Annotated in this window: 17 protein-coding genes and 1 pseudogene; 13 read left to right on the forward strand and 5 right to left on the reverse strand. The window is 41.9% G+C overall.

Translation table 11 applies throughout. The features are described 5' to 3' along the window. The first annotated feature begins 217 nt into the window (after positions 1-217). From AC805_RS02260 to AC805_RS02270, 3 genes are all read left to right on the forward strand, one after another. On the forward strand, positions 218-2,488 hold the full coding sequence (locus AC805_RS02260; protein ID WP_055073921.1) for a transglycosylase domain-containing protein: 2,271 nt from the start codon (positions 218-220) through the stop codon (positions 2,486-2,488). 238 nt (positions 2,489-2,726) lie between these two features. Continuing rightward, a complete protein-coding gene (locus AC805_RS02265) occupies positions 2,727-3,002 on the forward strand; it encodes an HU family DNA-binding protein (protein WP_009625627.1) in 276 nt (91 codons plus the stop codon). Between the two features lie 117 nt (positions 3,003-3,119). Next, entirely contained in the window at positions 3,120-4,049 is a 930-nt protein-coding gene (locus tag AC805_RS02270; RefSeq protein ID WP_082429377.1) for a glycosyltransferase, read from the forward strand. Positions 4,050-4,132: 83 nt separating this feature from the next. On the opposite strand, the gene AC805_RS02275 is transcribed toward AC805_RS02270, so the two are convergent. The 4 genes from AC805_RS02275 to AC805_RS25395 form a co-directional block, all read right to left on the reverse strand. Further along, on the reverse strand, positions 4,133-6,364 hold the full coding sequence (locus AC805_RS02275) for an NADP-dependent isocitrate dehydrogenase (protein ID WP_055073923.1): 2,232 nt from the start codon (positions 6,362-6,364) through the stop codon (positions 4,133-4,135). Between the two features lie 193 nt (positions 6,365-6,557). Then, the gene (locus AC805_RS02280) at positions 6,558-7,289 is read right to left on the reverse strand and encodes a hypothetical protein (RefSeq protein ID WP_055073924.1); all 732 of its coding nucleotides are present in this window, start codon (positions 7,287-7,289) and stop codon (positions 6,558-6,560) included. An 18-nt stretch (positions 7,290-7,307) separates the two neighbouring features. Then, complete coding sequence (locus AC805_RS02285) at positions 7,308-7,520, reverse strand: hypothetical protein (protein WP_055073925.1); 213 nt, start codon at positions 7,518-7,520, stop codon at positions 7,308-7,310. Positions 7,521-7,937: 417 nt separating this feature from the next. Then, positions 7,938-8,093: a hypothetical protein gene (locus AC805_RS25395; RefSeq protein ID WP_156341286.1), complete on the reverse strand. Its 156-nt coding sequence runs from the start codon at positions 8,091-8,093 to the stop codon at positions 7,938-7,940. A 3-nt stretch (positions 8,094-8,096) separates the two neighbouring features. Between AC805_RS25395 and AC805_RS27245 the strand changes: the two are divergent. Both AC805_RS27245 and AC805_RS02290 read left to right on the forward strand, forming a co-directional pair. Beyond that, positions 8,097-8,329 (forward strand): annotated as a pseudogene (locus AC805_RS27245) (type II toxin-antitoxin system HicA family toxin). Beyond that, the gene (locus AC805_RS02290; protein ID WP_055073926.1) at positions 8,326-8,553 is read left to right on the forward strand and encodes a type II toxin-antitoxin system HicB family antitoxin; all 228 of its coding nucleotides are present in this window, start codon (positions 8,326-8,328) and stop codon (positions 8,551-8,553) included. The pseudogene AC805_RS27245 and the gene AC805_RS02290 overlap by 4 nt, the downstream one beginning before the upstream one ends. A gap of 73 nt (positions 8,554-8,626) precedes the next feature. Here AC805_RS02290 and AC805_RS02295 read toward each other — a convergent pair whose 3' ends face one another. Beyond that, positions 8,627-9,493 carry a WYL domain-containing protein gene (locus tag AC805_RS02295; RefSeq protein ID WP_055073927.1) on the reverse strand — a complete coding sequence of 289 codons (867 nt, stop codon included), beginning with the start codon at positions 9,491-9,493 and terminating at the stop codon, positions 8,627-8,629. 622 nt (positions 9,494-10,115) lie between these two features. Here AC805_RS02295 and AC805_RS02300 point away from each other — a divergent pair. The 8 genes from AC805_RS02300 to AC805_RS02335 all read left to right on the forward strand — a co-directional run bounded on the left by AC805_RS02300 (position 10,116) and on the right by AC805_RS02335 (position 19,280). Next, positions 10,116-10,607: a hypothetical protein gene (locus AC805_RS02300; RefSeq protein WP_055073928.1), complete on the forward strand. Its 492-nt coding sequence runs from the start codon at positions 10,116-10,118 to the stop codon at positions 10,605-10,607. A 488-nt stretch (positions 10,608-11,095) separates the two neighbouring features. Then, entirely contained in the window at positions 11,096-11,278 is a 183-nt protein-coding gene (locus AC805_RS02305) for a hypothetical protein (protein ID WP_055073929.1), read from the forward strand. Between the two features lie 66 nt (positions 11,279-11,344). Beyond that, positions 11,345-13,801 carry a hypothetical protein gene (locus tag AC805_RS02310; protein WP_055073930.1) on the forward strand — a complete coding sequence of 819 codons (2,457 nt, stop codon included), beginning with the start codon at positions 11,345-11,347 and terminating at the stop codon, positions 13,799-13,801. Further along, positions 13,801-14,676 (forward strand): hypothetical protein, encoded by an 876-nt coding sequence (locus AC805_RS02315; RefSeq protein WP_055073931.1) that lies wholly within the window; start codon positions 13,801-13,803, stop codon positions 14,674-14,676. Before AC805_RS02310 ends, AC805_RS02315 begins: the two co-directional genes overlap by 1 nt. A gap of 2 nt (positions 14,677-14,678) precedes the next feature. After that, on the forward strand, positions 14,679-15,506 hold the full coding sequence (locus tag AC805_RS02320; RefSeq protein WP_055073932.1) for a hypothetical protein: 828 nt from the start codon (positions 14,679-14,681) through the stop codon (positions 15,504-15,506). Next, positions 15,499-18,150 (forward strand): CRISPR-associated helicase Cas3', encoded by a 2,652-nt coding sequence (cas3, locus tag AC805_RS02325; RefSeq protein ID WP_055073933.1) that lies wholly within the window; start codon positions 15,499-15,501, stop codon positions 18,148-18,150. Before AC805_RS02320 ends, cas3 begins: the two co-directional genes overlap by 8 nt. Then, on the forward strand, positions 18,147-18,731 hold the full coding sequence (locus tag AC805_RS02330) for a hypothetical protein (RefSeq protein WP_055073934.1): 585 nt from the start codon (positions 18,147-18,149) through the stop codon (positions 18,729-18,731). The genes cas3 and AC805_RS02330 overlap by 4 nt, the downstream gene beginning before the upstream one ends. Positions 18,732-18,764: 33 nt before the next feature. Next, the gene (locus tag AC805_RS02335) at positions 18,765-19,280 is read left to right on the forward strand and encodes a Uma2 family endonuclease (RefSeq protein ID WP_055073935.1); all 516 of its coding nucleotides are present in this window, start codon (positions 18,765-18,767) and stop codon (positions 19,278-19,280) included. The last annotated feature ends 162 nt before the right edge of the window (positions 19,281-19,442 follow it).

Raw genomic sequence — 19,442 nt, forward strand, 5'->3', positions numbered from 1 at the left:
TTTAATTCATAAAAGTGTTGTCACACTTTCGTCAATTAGTATTAGGCGCAAATAAAGAAGAATCAAAAGAGACGACGCTTTGCGTCGTCTCTTTTGATATCAAAGATTAATGCTTGGAGTGACGATCGCTTTACGTTGCCTTTCTTGTTTAAGTGCATAATTAAATTTGAGGGAACAATTGGAAACCACGCCCTCAAATTCTGCGTCCTAGCTACCTATGAAATCGCCACAATCCCCCCAGCCTCCCCAGCCATCACCAAAGCCAAAGCCACCTCAATCCAAGTTGATGACCCAAATTCATCAACTCACTCAGGTAGTTAATGGCGTATTAAAAATCAATCCGAAAGAGCATGTCCCCAAGCTGGAAGTGCGCCGATCGCAAAAAGATAAACCTGAAATTTATGACTTAGTGGGCGATCGCTATATTCTAGGACGCAGCACGGGTAAATGCGATATTGTCGTGCAAACGCCTCTGGTCAGCCAAGTTCACGCGCAGCTAGTCCGCGATCGCACCCAAAAAAAATCCCAATTTATCCTCCAAGATCGCGACTCGACCAATGGCATTTATCGCAATAAGCAGCGATTAAAATCGGTGCCATTGCGCCACAAAATGACCATCACCCTTGGCCCTCCCGAACTCGTCGAGGCGGCGACTATTCGCTATCTCGATCCGCCTCCTTGGTATATTCGGACGCTGCAATATACGGGAATTGGCATCGGGGCGATCGCGGGGACGATCGTACTAGCGATCGCCGTTGAAGTTAACCGAGTTCCCGATCTCAAGCCATTGCCCGTAACTCAACAAGGTCCTGTAGAAGTTTTAGCGGGGGATGGGGTAAAGCGTCTCGATCCCACAGATATTGCCAACCATACCGAATATGCGAACCTCGGAGAGTTTGGGCAGTTTATCCCGAAAGCGGTAATCGCCTCGGAGGATACTTCTTTTTATTGGAATATTGGGGTCGATCCCATAGGAGTAGCAAGGGCGATCGTCACTAATGTCCGCAGTCGCGGAGAGCGTTTAGAAGGGGCAAGCACGATCACCCAACAGTTATCCCGCAATTTACTCGGCAAGACCTATGTAGGAACCGATGATTCCGCTGGGAGGAAATGGCGAGAGGCGGCGGCAGCGATTAAACTTACCTTTACCTATCACAAAGACGAAATTCTCCGTCTTTATCTCAATCGCGCCTATACGGGGAACGGTGTATATGGCTTCAAGGATGCAGCAAAACTATATTTTGGGAAAGAAGCGTCAGAGCTAACCCTCTCGGAAGCGGCGACCCTTGTCGGGCTGCTGCCTTCTCCTGAAACGATCAATCCTTTTAAAAATAAGAACCTAGCGATCGAATACCGCGATCGCATTCTCAATCGGATGGCAGAACTGGGGATGATTACCGATAAGGATGCCGAACGGGCAAGGCGATCAGTACTGATCCTTAATGAATCTGCCAAAACTAAGTTGCAAGGCTCGGTTGCCCCCTACTACTACAGCTATGTCTTTGAAGAGTTGCAGGATATTCTCGGCGATAACTTTGCTAGGGAAGGCAATCTGATCGTCGAAACCAATCTCGATATTGATATGCAAAAGGCATCGGATGATTCCCTCCGCAATGCGGTAGCGCGTGATGGTTCGAGCTATGGGTTTAGTCAGGGGGCGATCGTCACCTTAAATGCTAGCAATGGGTCGCTCCTTGCCATGACGGGTGGTGTTGATTACAAAGCCAGCCAGTTTAATCGTGCGGCTCAAGCATTACGGCAACCAGGCTCCACTTTTAAGTTATTTACCTATGCCGCCGCCGTGGATCGCGGCATTTCTCCCAGTAGTACCTATTCATGCAATGCCCTCGCAGGCGTAACGGGCTGTCATAATGGCGGTAGTGGGGCGATCGATATGTACCGAGGCTTCGCTCTCTCGGAAAACGTGGTAGCCGTCAGAATTGCCGACGCAACGGGGTTCGATAACGTCATCAAAATGGCAAGAACTTTAGGAATTACCGCCAAGCTGGATGCCACGAGTAATATGGTTTTAGGCGGGAACGAGGTGAAAATCTTGGAGATGGCGGGAGCCTATGCCACCATAGTCAATGAGGGCAAATACAACAAACCCCATGCCATTAAACGCATCCTCGATAGCGCTGACTGCCAAAACCCGAAGGATCGCCAAACCTGCCGCGTTATTTTCGATGCCAGTACATTTTTAAAACCAAGACAAGCGATCGATGCTGGGGTGGCAAGTACCATGGTCGATATGATGCGCGGAGTCGTGCAGTACGGTACGGGGCGATCGGCAGCCATTCCCCAAGGTACAGTGGTTGGCAAAACAGGAACTACCGACGAGGGGCGCGATCTCTGGTTTATCGGTGCAGTACCGCGACGCAATCTCTTAGCAGCGGTCTGGCTCGGTAATGACGAGGGAGTCACGAATGGCTCAAGTGCAGTTGCAGCAACGGTTTGGGGGGATTATATGCGTCAAGCTGTGCGCTAATCAATGCCCCTACCATCTGCATAACGAGAATTACGCACTTCTAGTTTTTAAGCTTACTTATGCTTAGCTGCTTTGATGGAATATAAAAAATTTTGCGAAAGTTTTGTCAAAAGCGCTTGACGACTGCCATAGGTGCTGTAGTATTGATTCCGACTTGTTGATTGAAGCGACGCTTTGCACCGCTCTAATCTTATAAAAAAATTACGTCTTAATCTCAAGCGACATAGGAGCTACATCTGTGAATAAAGGTGAACTAGTAGATGCGATCGCCGAAAAGGTATCCGTATCCAAGAAAAATATCGAAGTGATCGTTACTGCTGCCCTCGAATCAATTGTTGATGCCGTGGCTGACGGAGATCGTGTAACTCTAGTGGGATTCGGTTCCTTCGAGCCACGGGAACGTCAAGAACGCGAAGGTCGCAACCCTCGCACTGGCGAAAAAATGGTAATCGCGGCAACTCGCGTTCCTGCCTTCTCTGCTGGCAAACAATTTAAAGAAAAAGTAGTTGAGTAATTCATTCTCATTTACTCATCTTTTTTAATCATCAAACTGTAATCACCCCCCAATGGGGGCATGAAGCTTACCCATTGGGAGATTATAATTTGATGATGTTTGCGTAGGAGAAACTCTGTGTCAGAAATGTTGTGGTCGATCGTAGTACCCACCTATAACCGTTTGCCCATCTTGCAAAAATGCTTGGCAGCGTTAGAGAGGCAGACCATAACTGAACCCTACGAAATCATCGTCATTGACGATGGCTCCTCCGATGGCACGGTGGAATTTTTGACCAGTAATCGCGATCGCTATCCCCATCTGCGGCTGTTAACCCAAGACCATGCTGCCGCCGCTACGGCTCGCAACTATGGTATTGACTCAGCTCTTGGTAAATATATTGCCTTTGTTGATAGTGATATCACGGTCAATCCTGAATATCTTCAAGCCCACACCGCAACCCTCGCCCAAGGGGAAAAAGTTTATAGCTACGGGCGTATCATCGATACTTGCAATCTTGAAGCTCCTGATTCGGAGATTGTGCCTGCTTTGCCTATGTTTACGGCAGCCATATTTGATACTTGCAATTTAGCGATCGCTCGTAAATGGTTGATTGAGGCGGGGAAGTTTGATACGGGATTTTTTCAATATGGTTGGGAAGATTTCGAGCTAGGAATGCGCGTTAAAAAACTGGGTTTAAAACGCTCGACCTGTGCTGGGGCGATCGCTTTTCATTACCACGCTCAGTTTTCGATGGATAAAATTCCCCGCTTGCTCGAAATGGAAGAACAACGCGGCAGAATGAGCATTATTTTTTACCACAAACATCCCACTTGGGAAGTTAAGTTGATGATTCAAAAAACTTGGCTGCATTTGGTAATCTGGGGGATTCTTACCCTTGGCGGCATCCTCAACGATCGCACTTTAAAACCTTTATTAACTTGGCTGTGCGATCGCGGAAAAGCGAAAGTAGCGATGGAAATCTTCCGCATTTATATGAATTGGTATACCGTAATTTGGATGTACCGCAATTGGGATAAAGAAAGTAAATTACTGTTTAACTCCTAATCTCTTCCCAACAGACAGTCATTGTTGCACAAATAGTAATGATGGGCGGGGCTTAGCGCCACCCATCATCAATCCATTTAGTATTAATGGAGCGAACTAATTGCTTCATTTAGAGTCGGACTAGGACGCATCGCTTGTCTAGCTTTATCGGGATCAGCGAAATAATAGCCGCCAATATCTACGGATTTACCTTGAACGGAGCCTAATTCTAGAATAATTTGGCTTTCTTTCTCTTTCAAGATTTGCGCCAACTGCGTAAATTTTGACTTCAATTCCAAATTTTGATTCTGTTCCGCTAGAGCTTGCGCCCAATAAAGCGCGATATAGAAATGACTGCCGCGATTATCGATGCCGCCGATCTTGCGGGAGGGGGATTTATCGTTATTGAGATAGAGACTATTGGCTCGATCTAAAGCGATCGCCAAGATCTTTGCATTCTCATTGTTGGTCTTGCGTCCGAGGTCTTCGAGGGTAACGGCGATCGCTAAAAATTCGCCGAGCGAGTCCCAACGCAAATGCCCTTCCTCAAGAAACTGCTGAACGTGTTTAGGAGCTGAGCCGCCTGCACCCGTTTCAAACAGTCCACCACCCGCTAGCAATGGCACGATCGAGAGCATTTTTGCACTCGTACCAAGTTCGAGGATCGGGAATAAATCCGTGAGATAGTCCCGCAGAACGTTACCCGTTACAGAAATCACATTTTTACCCACTTTTATTTGTTCGCAGGTAAATTTCATCGCTGCTACAGGAGACATAATCTGAATATCTAACCCTGTAGTGTCATGGGCTTGCAAATAGGTCTTGACCTTAGTAATCAGATTTGCATCATGGGGGCGATGTTCATCTAGCCAAAAAATCGTCGGATTTCCCGTCGCTCTCGCCCGATTGACAGCAAGTTTAACCCAGTCCTCAATCGGTAAGTCCTTGGTTTGGCACATCCGCCAGATGTCACCCTTAGCGACAGAATGTTCAATAAGAATAGTTCCAGTTTCATCAAGAACCCGCACTATTCCATCCGCAGGAATCTCAAAAGTCTTATCGTGGGAACCATATTCCTCAGCCTTCTGCGCCATCAAGCCCACATTAGCAACATTGCCCATCGTCGTGACATCAAAGGCTCCGTTTTCCTGACAGAATTCGATACAGGCTTGATAAATGGTGGCATAGGAGCGATCGGGAATCATTGCCTTAGTGTCGTAAGCCTTGCCATCTGCGCCCCACATCTTGCCAGAGGTACGAATGGTAGCCGCCATGGATGCATCAATAATCACATCGCTAGGAACGTGGAGATTGGTAATTCCCTTATCGGAGTTGACCATCGCTAGATGTGGCTGCTTTTCATAAACCGTTTCCAAATCTGCGGCGATCGCCTCTTTCTGTTCAGTAGGTAAAGATTCAATCTTGGCGTAAACATCTCCCAAACCATTATTAGGGTTGATTCCCAAATGCTTAAAAGTATCAGCATACTTCTCAAATACATCTTGATAATAGACCGTCACCGCATGACCAAAGAGAATTGGGTCAGAGATCTTCATCATTGTTGCCTTGACATGGAGAGATAGCAAAATATCTTCCTCCTTTGCCTTGGCAATTTCCCGATCGTAAAACTCCCGCAAAGCCTTGACACTCATCACCGAAGCATCAATTACTTCGCCTTCCAATACGGTCGTTTTTTCCTTGAGAACTTGAGTGGAACCCTCGGCTGTGGTTAATTCAATCTTGACTACACCTGCCTTGGGAATTACCACCGATTTCTCGCTACCGTAGAAATCACCCTCCGTCATATGCGCCACATGGGATTTAGAATCCTTTGACCATGCGCCAACGGAATGGGGATGCTTCTGAGCAAATTCTTTAACGGCGGCAGCGACACGGCGATCGCTATTACCTTCACGCAATACAGGATTAACCGCACTGCCCAACACCTTAGAATATTTCGCTTTGATCGCTTTCTCTTCGTCAGTTTGGGGATTGGCAGGATAGTTGGGGATGTTGTAACCCTTGGCTTGTAACTCAGCGATCGCCGCCGTTAACTGGGGTAGGGAGGCACTAATATTCGGGAGCTTGACGATATAGGCTTCAGGAGTTTTTGCCAAGTCTCCCAGTTCCGCGAGGGCATCGGGTTGACGCTGCGATTCGGTTAAGTATTCAGGAAAATTCGCAATAATCCGCCCAGCTAGAGAAATATCTTTAAGTTCAACCTCAATGTCAGCAGCTCTCGTAAATGCTTGGACGATGGGCAATAGGGAGTAAGTGGCTAGGGCTGGAGCTTCATCGGTAAAGGTATAGGTGATTTTTGAGGTTTGATTGCTCATATCGATGGGGCGGATTTCTTGCGGATCTATTACAGATTAAATGATACACGGCTTAGTTAACCCGATTCGTATCGGTTTTATCCAGAAATTAGCGATCGGGTTCGGATTCCTAAGATTGATACAATCGCTTAGGTAATTCCTGCTCTCCAATTGTTTCCGCGAGTTTTCGGTGCGACTAGTCACATTGAAATTATCAATTAATTTGACGATCAAGTTCAAAGCGAAGGAAGAAAGGTAATTCATCTTTAACTAGAGACTGTTCATGAGCATTCAAAAGACTATAGAGCATTTTAGCTGTTTGTTTTTTAGCGTACTTTTCTTGTTGTTCTTTATGTTTTAAAGGCTTTCTCACAACATATTCAATAACTTGTGATATTGGGTAAGCAATGATTGCGGGTAATCCAAACCAAAATATGATAAATCCATACCAAGTTTTTTTATTCGTTTCAAACTGTACTTTGGTCAATACTTCATATTCGGGTAATTTACTGACGATTTTGGGTACTGTACACAAATACGGGCGTGGCGATGTATTATCCCATTCACAAATAGTAGAATAAAATGAGCTATATGCTACATACTGAGTCTTTTGTATAAAATCTCGACTACTTGGATTCTGCATTATCAAGAAAAGCAAAACCAATGCCATTACAAATATGCCATTAAAAACCGTGGAATCTGAATCATTATTACTTGAATAATCCAAATCTGGCGAATTCTTTATATACTGAACTACTATTTTTACCCTTTGTTCTCCATCTAATTTTTCCCACAACGATAAATAAGATGCTATTTCCGAGTTACCTTGACTGTGAATATTTATTTGTGGGGTGCTGCGATTGGAAAGATTAAACTCGAAAATTTTCTGCGTGAAATCTCGACCAATTTGCGTAACATCTCTACCAGATATACCATTTTGATCCATGTCAATTAGCCATCCAGATTATTTTTTTTCAGTTTTTTGTTCTACTTGAGATGATTGACCACCTCGGTTTAGTCCAATTGCAAATGTCCAAGACAATCCACCAAGGGCTATGATAAACAAAAAGAAAACTCCGATAAAAATCTTTTGGGTTTCTTTATTATTTCCAGCAACTTGTTTCGTATCACGTCCTGATGTTGCTGTCTGATTAACATTCTTGTCTGTGTCTGCCATAATTTTCGTCTTTATATGAGATTTGAATTTAAGACCTATTTACACATCATTACAAGAGTTAATTTTGTTAATAATCCTGTAAATTTACCAACATAGCAATCTATATTCATTTAAGAAAGACGAGATATTCCGTCTAAGTAAATTAGTTATACCAAATTTTATCGCAAAAATTTGTGTTCCATAGAGTCAAATATATTTTGTAGGGGTGATCTCTGTTTGTTTTTTGTGGAGATGCGATCGTGATTTTGAAGTATTGAGGGGGCGATCGCTATTTGTTTTTGGGGGAGAGGCGATCGTGATGTTGAGGTGTTGATGGGGCGATCGCTGTTTTATTTTTTGTTGAGGCGATCGTGATTTTGGGTGCTGAGAGAGGCGATCGCTGTTTGTTTTTGGGAGAGGTGATCGTGATTTGGGGTTTTAAGAGGGGGCGATCGCTGTTTGATTTTTTTTGGAGAGGCGATCGTGATTTGGGGTTTTGAGGGGGCGATCGCTATTTGATTTTTTTGAAGAGGCGATCGGGATTTTTTGGATGTTGTTGAGGGGGAGATCGCTGTTTGAATGTTGTAAAATCAAATTATGAGTAAGAAAGATAAATTACTTGAACTCTAAAAAATAGCCCTAACAATGCGACGTTTGGCGATATTCGTAAACTTTTAGAGCTAGAAGCTTTTGATTTAGATAGAATTACAGGCAGTCACCATATTTTCAAGAGCAACGAAATAGTTTTAGTAATCCCAGTCCATAACAACCGCGTCAAGTCTGTATATGTTAAAAGAGTCGTAGAACTTATTGAAGGAGAACAATCATGATATATCCAATAGTGATTTATCCATGCGAAGAAGGTGGTTTTGTCGCCGAAGTTCCTGCATTAAAGGGATGCTTAGCTCAAGGCGAGACATTAGAAGAAACCTTGCAAGAGTTAATTACAGTGAGAACTTTGTGGTTAGAGACAGCAGAGAAACATGGACAAAAACTTCCAGATCTTGGAAATGCGATCGCTAAAGTAAAAGCATTAAGTGCGATCGCTGGTTGATTTTTGGTGTAGAAGCGATCGTGGTTTTTGGGGTATTGAGCGGGGCAACTGTATTCACATATCAAAACAATTCCTACAGGGATGAGCCCTGATATTTGAGATATAGCGATCGCACTTTTTCTTTGAACTTTTCCCGCACATCTTCTGGTTCGATAATTTCGCAGTCTTCGGCATAGGGCATAATTTCGCGATAGAACCAAAATGTACTACTAATTTTACGGATGATTTGTCTTGTGGGGGGACTGGTGTCAAGCCATGTATGCGCGATATCTTCTTCGCGTGGTTGGTATGCAAAGGCAAGATTGCCCGATAGGTTAAAGGTGACATGAATATAAGCAAGTTGCGATCGCCATTTGCCTTGAATGGATGTAATGGCGGCTTCGGCAGGAATGCGATCAAGTCTCAGACAGCGATTATGTTTGAGATTAACAACATCGTCGCTACTGGCGGATTCTTCGCACCAGCAATCTAAATAGAGTCGCTTATCGTGGGGGGTCACTTGGGCGTAATAAATCGAAAACTGATGGGGGTAATCGGCAGCATCGAGATATTGAAGGCGAAAGGGTTGCTGCTGTTTGATATAGCGATCGATGGTATGTCGCCAAATTTCGGGAGGTTTGTCGAGAAACTTCTCTACGTCTCGTCGCAATGGGGAGCTAAGTTCGCTACGTTCGAGTAAGAGATTCGCAATGACTTTAGCATGGTCAAGTTCGCCATAATCGATTAATAACTTGAGGGTACGAGAGAGAGTTTCGATCCGATCGCTTGCCCAGTCGTTATTTTTCGAGATTTGGATTTGCTTGCGGGCGATCGCTTCAACGAGCTTGGAGATATTTGGGCGATCGCCCCATGTCATACCAAGTTCGATCGCGATCGCCTCTAAATTAGCTTTATCTCGTTCTTTGATAGATAGTGTGATCGATTCACCTTTTCGGGTCATATTAGCTTGGGACTTCTAGCTATTAGCTGATGCAATGGCTGTTTTGGCTTCACTAATCATAGGCGATCGCTGAAGACTGATAAGTAGTTTGGCATCATTAAGAACCAAAACCAGAGAGCATACCGCCCGCTAAGCGGGCGGTATGCTCGTCTAGGTTTTAAGTTTACTCTTAGCTACTTATCGATTTTCTAGCGATCGATTAATGGCTGTGGCGATGGATTTTACAGCAATTTTCGATCAAAAGAACCACAAGGAACTTTTTGAAAGTGTTGCGAAGCAACACTTTCAAAAAGTTCCTTGGTTTGGATTTGAGCGCAAAGCAAGGTAAGAGTATATCCGTTCCTTTGATTAAGGAGCAGTTTACCCGAATTTTAGTTATATTTCATCTAGATTATAAGTGTTAGGCGTACCTTTCAAAGCAAAATGTCCGTATACTTTATTTTAAAAACCCTTGCATAAAGGCTTTTTTCGTGCAATTATCTGCCTATAGATATTTACGGACAAAATTTAACTAATAAAGTATATCTAATAAACTTATGGCTATCCTTAAATAAATTTAGCATAGTCAGAGTGTCTACAAATTGATCGTTAAAGTATTTGGTCACAAATAATCATAAACAACATGACAAGTAGATTGAAATCGGTAGAAATCACTGGTTCTTGCGCTCAGGTTTGGAATGGGGTGATTATTCCTAGTAATGGAGTTATCTCGGTCAAAATTGATGGAAATAATTTGAATGCTACGGTTAAGAGTGGATTAGAAAAGAAGGATTCGCGGACAAGAATTCAGAATATCGATAGTGTTGAGATTCATACTGCGCCGATCTATCTGTTGCTGGCGATCGGGATTGGTTTGGCTGTAATTGGTCTGATTGGATGGATTAGCACATTGTCGAATGGGAGTTCGCCAATGTTTGCTTTTTTCCTTCTATTAGCTGGGATTGCAGCTATAGTCTTGTCAATTTTGAATAAGCAAAGATATATGGCTATTTATAGTTTGCGCTATACGATTGTGCTGTTTCTGAAGGGTTCGCCAGAGTTGTATCAGCAATTTGCTATGAGGGTTATGGCTTTGGCGGATAGCTTAAATCAGGCTGAGGCTTCTCAGTCTTAGTGTTCGGCTGGTGTCATGTTTTGGATATCGGTGACAGTTTGCATTTGCAGTCGATTGATTTGGCGATCGCTCTTTCAGATATTTACGAGGACGTGAAGTTATGAAGACGGAACTACTATCTTTAGCGGATTTGCAACAACGGACAGTATTAAAAAAATGTCAGGCGGATAAGACAACTATAGAAGTTATGCAAAGTCGCCTAATAATCCCTAGTAGGGGTTGGATGTTGAAAGGTTAGCTATTTTTACGCTTGATGTTTTGTTTCAATCTCTGTAAGAGCTTATGGTTCTTAGCATATCACTGATAACAATTCACAAAACAAAAAGTTGCAGTTAGCTATATTTAGACTTGAGATTTAACTTTTAATTTTTTGTGCTAGATTAAGGCAAACCAGAGAGATCCTCTAATTTGCCTATGTTGGTTGCGCTTTATAGGTTATCACGGATCTCCTGATTTTTAATGCTCGTAAATCTTAGGAGGTAAATACCGTGAACCACAGATACTCAAGCTTTCCAATCAAATATGGTGGATTTCAAGACATTCGAGATATTCATTGGAGGGCTACTAACAGTGGAATTGTCAATGAACTTGATGAAATTGAGTCTGAGTGGTTTGAGGACGAAGATGGTGAAATTATTCCTCTAGCCGATTATCTGGCAAGGCGTGAATAATTTTCCTAGCTTGGGGAATAGCGATATTCCTCAAGCTCTCCAAAATTACATTCTGAGGATATACAGATGAACGCTGCACTACAGCAGACTAAGATTTTACTCAGTGTTTTAGCTACTGGTAATCTTGTAGAACAAGAGCATCATTTAATCAACTGGCTTACAAGACAATCTAACGTTATATCTATTGCTCAGCCTTTTGGGTGTTCACGGTTAGTTCGTAAACTGAAACTCAGTAAACTATTTGCGGCTAAATCAACAATAGAAATTGATTACAAACAAGATCAAGTTTTTTATCAAGATCAAGAGCTTGGCAAAATTCAGATTTTGTATAAATCGCCTATCCCTGGTGAGCTACAAGCTAGATTGGCTATAGAAAGCGCCATAGATCGATTTCTGGAATATTTGCAGAAAGTTCATCAGATTGTGGTTTTAGAAGAAAGCGATCACCATGTGCGGGTATTTATCCCAAATAAGGAGATTCCAAACTTTAAAACACTGTGGCAAAAATTTCTTGAAGAGATTGCTTTCTCAACTTTTGGCAAAAATCAGTTAACTGGTTTAGTCCAGACATTTATTGTCATGCTCAATGCGATTACGCTCTCTGGGCGAGGATTTAGCACTCTTGATGTGCCAATTTTGACGAGAGATCAGGCTAATGTGTTAGCGGCTTGGTATTTTGCTGTAGCTAGAGATGTTAAAGGTCGTCAAACAAAACGACAGGAACAAATTGATGCTCTAACTGATGAGCTAAAAAATCCTGAACTTGCTGATAAAGAGCGCAAATCTAAAACCAAAGAACTACAAGACAAGGAGGAAATGCAAGCAAAAGAAAAGAAGAAATATCAAGAGTATTTTCAAAAAGGGTTTGATAAATCTCTGAAAGAACAAGCTTCTGCATGGCAAGAGTTAGGCGTAATCACAAAGGAGCTAGAGAAAACGGGGCTAACTAAAGCTCAAAAAAATAAGTTACAAAAACAGCAGGACAATCTCAGAAGTAAAGTTGTCTTTTCTCAGGAGTCAGTGCAGCAGAAAATCTCTTTGCTAGCTGAGTCTAGAGGCGATCCATTTGTATTTTTACAATTGGATCGAAAGCAAGACTCAGAAAAGTTTGCAAAAATTGAGGCAATCGCTAAAAATTTCTCGAAAGTGGCAACCGATCAGATTAATGCGACTCGTGGCGATATTTTTACACAGTGTATTTCTGAAATGTATCGCCTTTTAGAAACAGACACCTTCGATCCTTTGCCAGAGCAATTACTTAGCGAAGAAATAATTCTTCCTGAATGGCGATCGGCTGGTGATGATAGCAAAGAGTTTTGTTATTCCTGCGGTGTAGCGATCGATGCAAAAACTGCAAAATGGCAAGTTCTGCGATTTATGTTTGAGCGACCTTCACAACGTCGCCAGTCATCATCAGGAGAAGGAAGACCACATATTTGTACTTCCTGTTCTGCGCTTGCTTTTGCATCTCCACTAAAAGTGACTGATGAAAGCATCATTCTGAAACTGACATCAGTTAAGGGTGATAAAGATTCTGTCTCTATTAAAGACTATGTGCGGATGCTTACTAATAAGGAAATGCACCTTAGCGGGGGGCGTTATCTGGTCTTAGCATCTGATCGTACAGGTGGAGGAGATATAGCCGCGCAAAAACTAGGACAGGTAAAGTATGCAATGGCGAAAGTCGCTTCGATTTTCCCAGTCGAGGTTTTGACGGACTTTGACTTTTCGCTAATTGTCCAAAGTAGCCAAGCTATTAATTTAAAAAGTCGGCATTTGATCTTTATAAAAGGAGTAATGGAAGGCTACAGCCAACCGATTATTATTTCTGGTAAGGATATCAATATGACTTTAGGCGATGCAGTTCGCTACATCGATCAAGACTTACCAACTCTTGCAGAGTATACGCTAACTAAAATTTCTGCTCCCTATGGTCAACTAGAACTTGAAAAAGTTCGTGAAGCTTATTGGTTGCAGATTCAAAAAGATTTACAAGCTATAGGAGTTTCTATGGAATCAGAACATGAATTACCCAAACGGGCTAGGCTATATCGAGATGTGGCTGCTCTAACTGGCTTAACCTATGCCTTTGCTCAGTCATTGGAAAATACGGCTAAAAAACTGATGAAAACTGATGAGGATGCTGAGCGAGAAGTTAAGAAATTGATTGAAAAAGTTGATGATGCTGTAGCTTTTGGTTACTACGCAACGCTCGGAGATGGGAATAAAACAAGAGTTGAGGCAAGGCTGTGGAAGAATCCCGATAATTATTTTATTTATGGACAAACTAAGGATTTGCTAAATCTTTTGGAGATCACGGATCGGGAAAAGAAAGACGAATCTGGAAAAGTCTGGTTGGATCTTTATGCTGACGACTTGTTGAAAGTGTATCAGTACTTCTCATCTAAAAAAGACTATGAGCAGGATAAAGATTGGAAAAATTTGACTTATAACCTTGAATTGTCCCTCTACACAAGATTCCCTGAACTCGTTCGCAAACTTAAAACTAAAGGAGATAAATAATGTCTACTGGATTACCTACTACTGATGCTCAAAACCCTCGGATGCACTTTGATATTTACGCTATTTTAGAAGGCTCACAAGAGCTTTATCTGGGACATGAAGTACAAGTCAATATCAATCTTGTAGAAGTTGTCAAACTGAGTACAATCGATGGAAAATCTATTGAAAAATGCTACATTTCTCCAACTAAGCGTAGAGGTGTTGAACGCCGAAGCCTGATTTGGTCGCCCGTCAAGAGTGGTACTTTGTTGGGTGACAAGCTTAAATGTGGTATTCCTGAAACTTGCGCTCAACCTGAATGTCCTATCTGCTCAACCTTTGGCGGTTTGATTGCAGGCAAGAAAACACTAATTGGGCGTGTAACTCATAGCGGCGGCGTGGCTGTACAAGAGCTTTACCCTGTAGACAAGCAGAGAGCAATGCACCCTGCTAGATTGGTTAATCAGAAGGAAGAAACGCCAATTCCATTTAAACGTCAGTACAATCAACCAGGGTTACTTTATCCTGTTTACAATCACGCTCTAAGCATTACTGAAAAAGAATTTGCGGCTGTCGCCTATGCTTTTCTAGATTCACTAGCACGGATTGGTTCAGGAAATCCTAAAGGTGTTTCTCTTGCTGAAGATACTGATAAAAAGCCTTTGCTAGTGTTCGATCGCTATCTTGTTCCTAGAGGTAAACGCCCGATCATTTCGCCATCTGTTACCAATGCAGCAGATGCGATCGCTAATTTTCAGCGCTTGGCACATACTCCAACAGCAAATACTGATCACATTTCTGAGCCACTATTTGATCGCTGGATTGGTGACTCAGCTTTGGAAAAACTACAAGAATATGCTGGCGACTTTGTAAATCGAGTTTTACAGGCATCTTAACTATGTACTGCCTAGAATTTACGATTAAACCAACGGCGGCGATGACATTTCGCATCCTACCAGGTTCAATTCTCAATATTGCTACTTATCCGTTTGTACCGCCAACCACTTTGTCGGGATACTTACGCAGATTAGCAATGTTGAGCGCAGGGCAGGAACTCCCAGAAACAAGGGTAAACAACGAAAACCCACCCATTTATGCTTTGCCCTCTAAATATCTAAGTTTAGGAGCTTATCCCAAACTAGACGCATGGAGTGGTATTCATCGCACCTATCGTAAAGGCATGAGAAGCTTTAACCATGATGACTTCTCTAAACTCTATGTCGATGGCAAAGGTGAAGATTTTCAACTGCATACTTGGGAATACCTGATCGTTGATGAACTTGTGGGTTATGTTGCTGCCGAATCTTTGGAAGGATTAGAACACTTTCAAGATCTTGTTGGCTACGGTTGCAAAATTGGAAAGGAAGGATATGCCTACATTACTGACATTTCCGATCATCCCATAGAACTAGAATTAGTAACGACTGCGGCTCATCCTTCCACGCTTTTACCGATGGAAGCTCTGCTAAATAGCAATCAATTTATCGGTGGATGCGATATCTATAATCTTTATCGCTATGAGTGGGAAAACGGCGATCGCTCTTTACCATTTGGCGATGGTTTTCTAGACAGTGAGCCAACACCAGTTAAAGGCTTTACCCCCTTTGTCTGTGCCTATTTCCCTAGACCAATCGATCCGCCACCAAGAGTTGATTACTACACCAATGGCGAAATTTATATTCCTGCATCTCTTGTCAATCTTTTAAGAGAGGAAACCCATGTCTGAAACTAAACGCCAACATTCTTACAATTTTGGTAGAGTATTTTTCCCAGATTCTCCTAAACGCGCCATACCAACGGAGGTTAGATTGCAACCGCTAGGCAACCATGTGGGCAATGTGGTTAAACTTGTGCGCTTATGGAATTGGGAATCAGATATATTTGAATATGATCGAGAAAATGCGATCAAACGAGTTAAAATCTCTGCGGAGATTCACGATTTAGGCAAACCCCAAAGATTTGCAATCCAATCCAATACAGAAAAATTTAAAGAGTATATTTATTCTTTCCGAGGTCATCGCTTTTTAGCTGATAGCAAAGATTTATGGGCAAAGACCTTAGCGATCGGACATCATGACTTTTCGGTTCATGATATTTGTCGAGATGCTTATACGCTCAAAAAAGATCCTCAATATGCGGAGATTCTAGCCAGAGAGCCATTAGCCTATGCGATCGAGCTTTACATCTTGGAGATGTGCGATCAGATTGAGGCTGAGTTAGCCTGTCGTGTGCTTGATGATGCACATCAAGGTGAGTCTCGTACATTCATGGATTACACGATCGCTAAAAGTGATACTGAGCAAGATGTCTATTACATTGATTCTTGGGCTTTCGCTACAGAATGGGAACAAGATGGTATTGAGCTAACTTTTCAATACTGGTCGATGCAACCTTCTGAAGAAAATAAAAAGCTGTTGCAAGAATGTATTGACAAACAAAAAGAAAATAAGTTAGGGGAAACGTTAGATCGTTGTGTCAAAGCATGGTGGCATTCTGAAGAAGGCGAATCCGCAAAAATTCTCAAACGAAACATAACTCTCAAGCCTTATCCATCTACAAAAACATCAAATCGAAATTCTTGGACTGCAAAATCCTTTTATGATCAAGTAGCTGGATTTTCACCTAACCTCATGCAGGAGCAAATGTTTAATGCTATTTATGGCGATAAACATCCTGCTATTCTTCTGAAAGCACCAACTGGATCGGGTAAAACTGAAACAGTCTTATTTCCTGCTCTGGCTTCTGGCTATCGTTTATTTTTACCTTTGCCAACTCGCAGTCTTCTAGAAGACCAAAAAGAGCGCATTGAAAAATATCTCAAAACTTTTTCGACACTAGCCATCAATAAAGGTAGAGAGTTTTCGCTGGTAGTCGATACAGGTTCACAAATGTATCGCTATATTTATCAAAATGGTGAAGAAATAAAGCGAAATATAAACCCCAGAAGACACCTTTACAAAGGCGATGTAATTCTCACGACTTTAGACAAATTCTTGTATCGCTATTTTGCTTTTGGCGACAAACAAAAATCTTTTGTCTTTCCTTTGAGAATCCATCAAGATAAAACTCTAATTTGCTTTGATGAGTCCCATAGTTATGATGAAGTCGCATTTACCAACTTCTCTAGCTTGGTAAAGTCACTCTATGAAGCAGGACGATCGCTTGTTTTGATGACTGCAACCATGCCTGAAGAATTGTCAAAGCAACTAGATTATTTAGAAACTTTTGACTACATTAATCATCCTGAGCTAAATAAATATCACAGAGAGCGTGATTTTGAATGGCTTAGTAACGTATCGCGTGACAAAGAAAATCTTGAGGATTTTCAAAACAATTTCACTCAAATCATTCTCAATGAGTGGAATGCAAAACCTAATCGCCGCATTCTTGCAGTTGTTGAAACTGTTAAAGATGCAGTTGAAATATACAAGAACTTAAAAAACAGCCTCAATGTTGTCTCAACAGATGACAGATTCTTGTTTCTCTATCATGGGCGTATTGCCGATCAACTCAGACCAGAACTATACAAGCAAATAAAGCAAAGAGATGATCTTGGACAGCCTTATATTTTAGTTACTACCAGTGCGATCGAGGTTGGCTGCGATCTAAATTCTGAAGTTCTAATCTCTGAGATTTGCCCCCCTGAAAACTTGATTCAGAGAGCGGGACGCTGTAATCGTAAAGGCAATATAAAAGATGCAAAAGTTATCTTAGTCGGTGACAAAATTCAAGATTTTGCAAATAGTCTCGATGATGACGGCTGGACAAATTATGCAGAGATGCTAGTTAACTTGACTAACTTTGACTCTCACCAAATTTCTAGCTGCATCTCCCGCTCAGAACATATCGATGATTACCGAGTTGTTGAGCTATTTTCAATGCTTCATGAATATGTATATGGTGCAGATCTAACCTGCCACCCAATCCATGAAAAAGGACTTGTCATAACTAGAAGTTGGACACCATCTGCAACATTGATTTATAAAAATGGAGATAAATCCCCACCTAAAGTTACCGTTCCACTTGATCGCTTGACTCAACGTGACGATAATCAATTTGCAAATACTCATGTTTATGAGCGCTACTATGATGTTGAAACAACTAAATGGAGTACAAGAGATCTTAGATTTGGTTCTGCTTATTCTAAAGATATCGTTATCGAAATGTCTCCCAACAATGATGGAGCAGGTATGTATGACGGAAAGGAAGAATACAACTATGATCCAGAGCTAGGCTTTGTAAATTTACCAGGTGTATTTATCAAGCTGAGAGCTAAAGGCTTTGAAGAAAAGCTACTTTGTCAACATGAAGACAAGAAAGTGATCATCTCTTACACAAAAGCGCTAGATAAGGAGGATAAACAACTATGACTGTTCAAGAACTATGCGATATTGAAGCCCAAGACCTTGCAAAAGATTTAGGCTATAGCTTTGAGCGTAAATGGTTAAAACTTCCACAATATACAGGTGAGCTAGATCGCAGCCCCCAAACCCAAGAACGCATCGAAGAAGTCTTACCCCATGTCAGCCTTACCAGCGATCGCGCAAAACGAGAAATCTTAGTTTCTCCCATCATAAGAGATTTGATTCACTACACCAAAGCCAACGTGAGAATTGAGTGTCCAATCCAAGTCACAGAACAGTTACAAGTAGTTTTAGACTATTTCATCAAATCTCATCAATGTATCGTGATTATCTTTGCTAAAGAAGCGGACACTGATTTTGGCATGACAGAACTAATTGCCTCACTCATAGCGCTCGATCGCAGGTTAAAATATCCACCGCAAACGAACCTCATCGGAGCCGTCACAGATGGCAGAACTTGGGAATTTGCCAGACTCAACCACGAATCCAAACACATTGAACAAGGTTTAGAAATTTATGGTTTTCTCAAAAATTTTGATGCTTTGATGCGAATTTTGGTACAGGTAGTAACAGGTGAAAACCAGTAAACCAGTTAAATTTAAAACAGGAAGATATTGCAAATGCTTGCTAGACAACCAGAACTAACCTACTCAAAATATCTCGCTTATGAACAAGCCAGTCCTAAAAAGCATGAGTTTATTAATGGACAAGCCTACGCAATGGCTGGCGCGAGTGAAGATCATAATTTGCTTGTTGGTGGATTATTTTCCAGAATTTGGAATCATTTACGCGGTAAACCTTGTCGTGTCTTTTCTTCAGACATGAAATTAACGATCGCTGCGGCAGATAATGCGACTTATTATCCTGACGTGATGGTGGTATGCGATCGCACAGATAGCGATCCCTATGTCAAACAAAAACCTTGTCTCCTAATCGAAGTTCTATCACCTTCTACAGCCATGCTAGATCGGCGCGAGAAGTTTTTTAACTATCAGAAATTGGAAACTTTGCAAGAGTACGTCTTAGTTTCTCAATCTGAGATCAAAGTAGAACTCTATCGCCGCGATCCTGAAGGTTGGTTAGTGCAATCCTTGAGTATGGGCGAAAGCCTACAATTGCAGTCGATTGATTGGTAGTCCTAAAAAGGAAAGGATATCCAGAACTCTCTGCCAGCATGGATTCCATGAACTTAGCATTACATGAAAACATCTAAGATTCAACATTAGGAAGATGCTACAAAGCTTATAAATTCGTCCAGAATTGGTTTATTCAGTTGAAATAATGCCTAAACAGCCAAG

The sequence above is a fragment of the Pseudanabaena sp. 'Roaring Creek' genome (assembly GCF_001402795.1).
In the GTDB taxonomy this organism is placed as follows: Bacteria; Cyanobacteriota; Cyanobacteriia; order Pseudanabaenales; family Pseudanabaenaceae; genus Pseudanabaena.

Excerpts from the sequence above, each read along its gene's own strand:
- AC805_RS02295 (WP_055073927.1), bottom strand. The coding sequence starts at position 9,493 with ATGACCCGAAAAGGTGAATCGATCACACTATCTATCAAAGAACGAGAT.
- AC805_RS02330 (WP_055073934.1), top strand. The coding sequence starts at position 18,147 with ATGACTGTTCAAGAACTATGCGATATTGAAGCCCAAGACCTTGCAAAA.
- AC805_RS02300 (WP_055073928.1), top strand. The coding sequence starts at position 10,116 with ATGACAAGTAGATTGAAATCGGTAGAAATCACTGGTTCTTGCGCTCAG.
- AC805_RS02310 (WP_055073930.1), top strand. The coding sequence starts at position 11,345 with ATGAACGCTGCACTACAGCAGACTAAGATTTTACTCAGTGTTTTAGCT.
- AC805_RS02285 (WP_055073925.1), bottom strand. The coding sequence starts at position 7,520 with ATGGCAGACACAGACAAGAATGTTAATCAGACAGCAACATCAGGACGT.
- AC805_RS02315 (WP_055073931.1), top strand. The coding sequence starts at position 13,801 with ATGTCTACTGGATTACCTACTACTGATGCTCAAAACCCTCGGATGCAC.
- AC805_RS02320 (WP_055073932.1), top strand. The coding sequence starts at position 14,679 with ATGTACTGCCTAGAATTTACGATTAAACCAACGGCGGCGATGACATTT.
- AC805_RS02275 (WP_055073923.1), bottom strand. The coding sequence starts at position 6,364 with ATGAGCAATCAAACCTCAAAAATCACCTATACCTTTACCGATGAAGCT.
- AC805_RS02335 (WP_055073935.1), top strand. The coding sequence starts at position 18,765 with ATGCTTGCTAGACAACCAGAACTAACCTACTCAAAATATCTCGCTTAT.
- AC805_RS02260 (WP_055073921.1), top strand. The coding sequence starts at position 218 with ATGAAATCGCCACAATCCCCCCAGCCTCCCCAGCCATCACCAAAGCCA.
- AC805_RS02280 (WP_055073924.1), bottom strand. The coding sequence starts at position 7,289 with ATGGATCAAAATGGTATATCTGGTAGAGATGTTACGCAAATTGGTCGA.
- AC805_RS02290 (WP_055073926.1), top strand. The coding sequence starts at position 8,326 with ATGATATATCCAATAGTGATTTATCCATGCGAAGAAGGTGGTTTTGTC.
- cas3 (WP_055073933.1), top strand. The coding sequence starts at position 15,499 with ATGTCTGAAACTAAACGCCAACATTCTTACAATTTTGGTAGAGTATTT.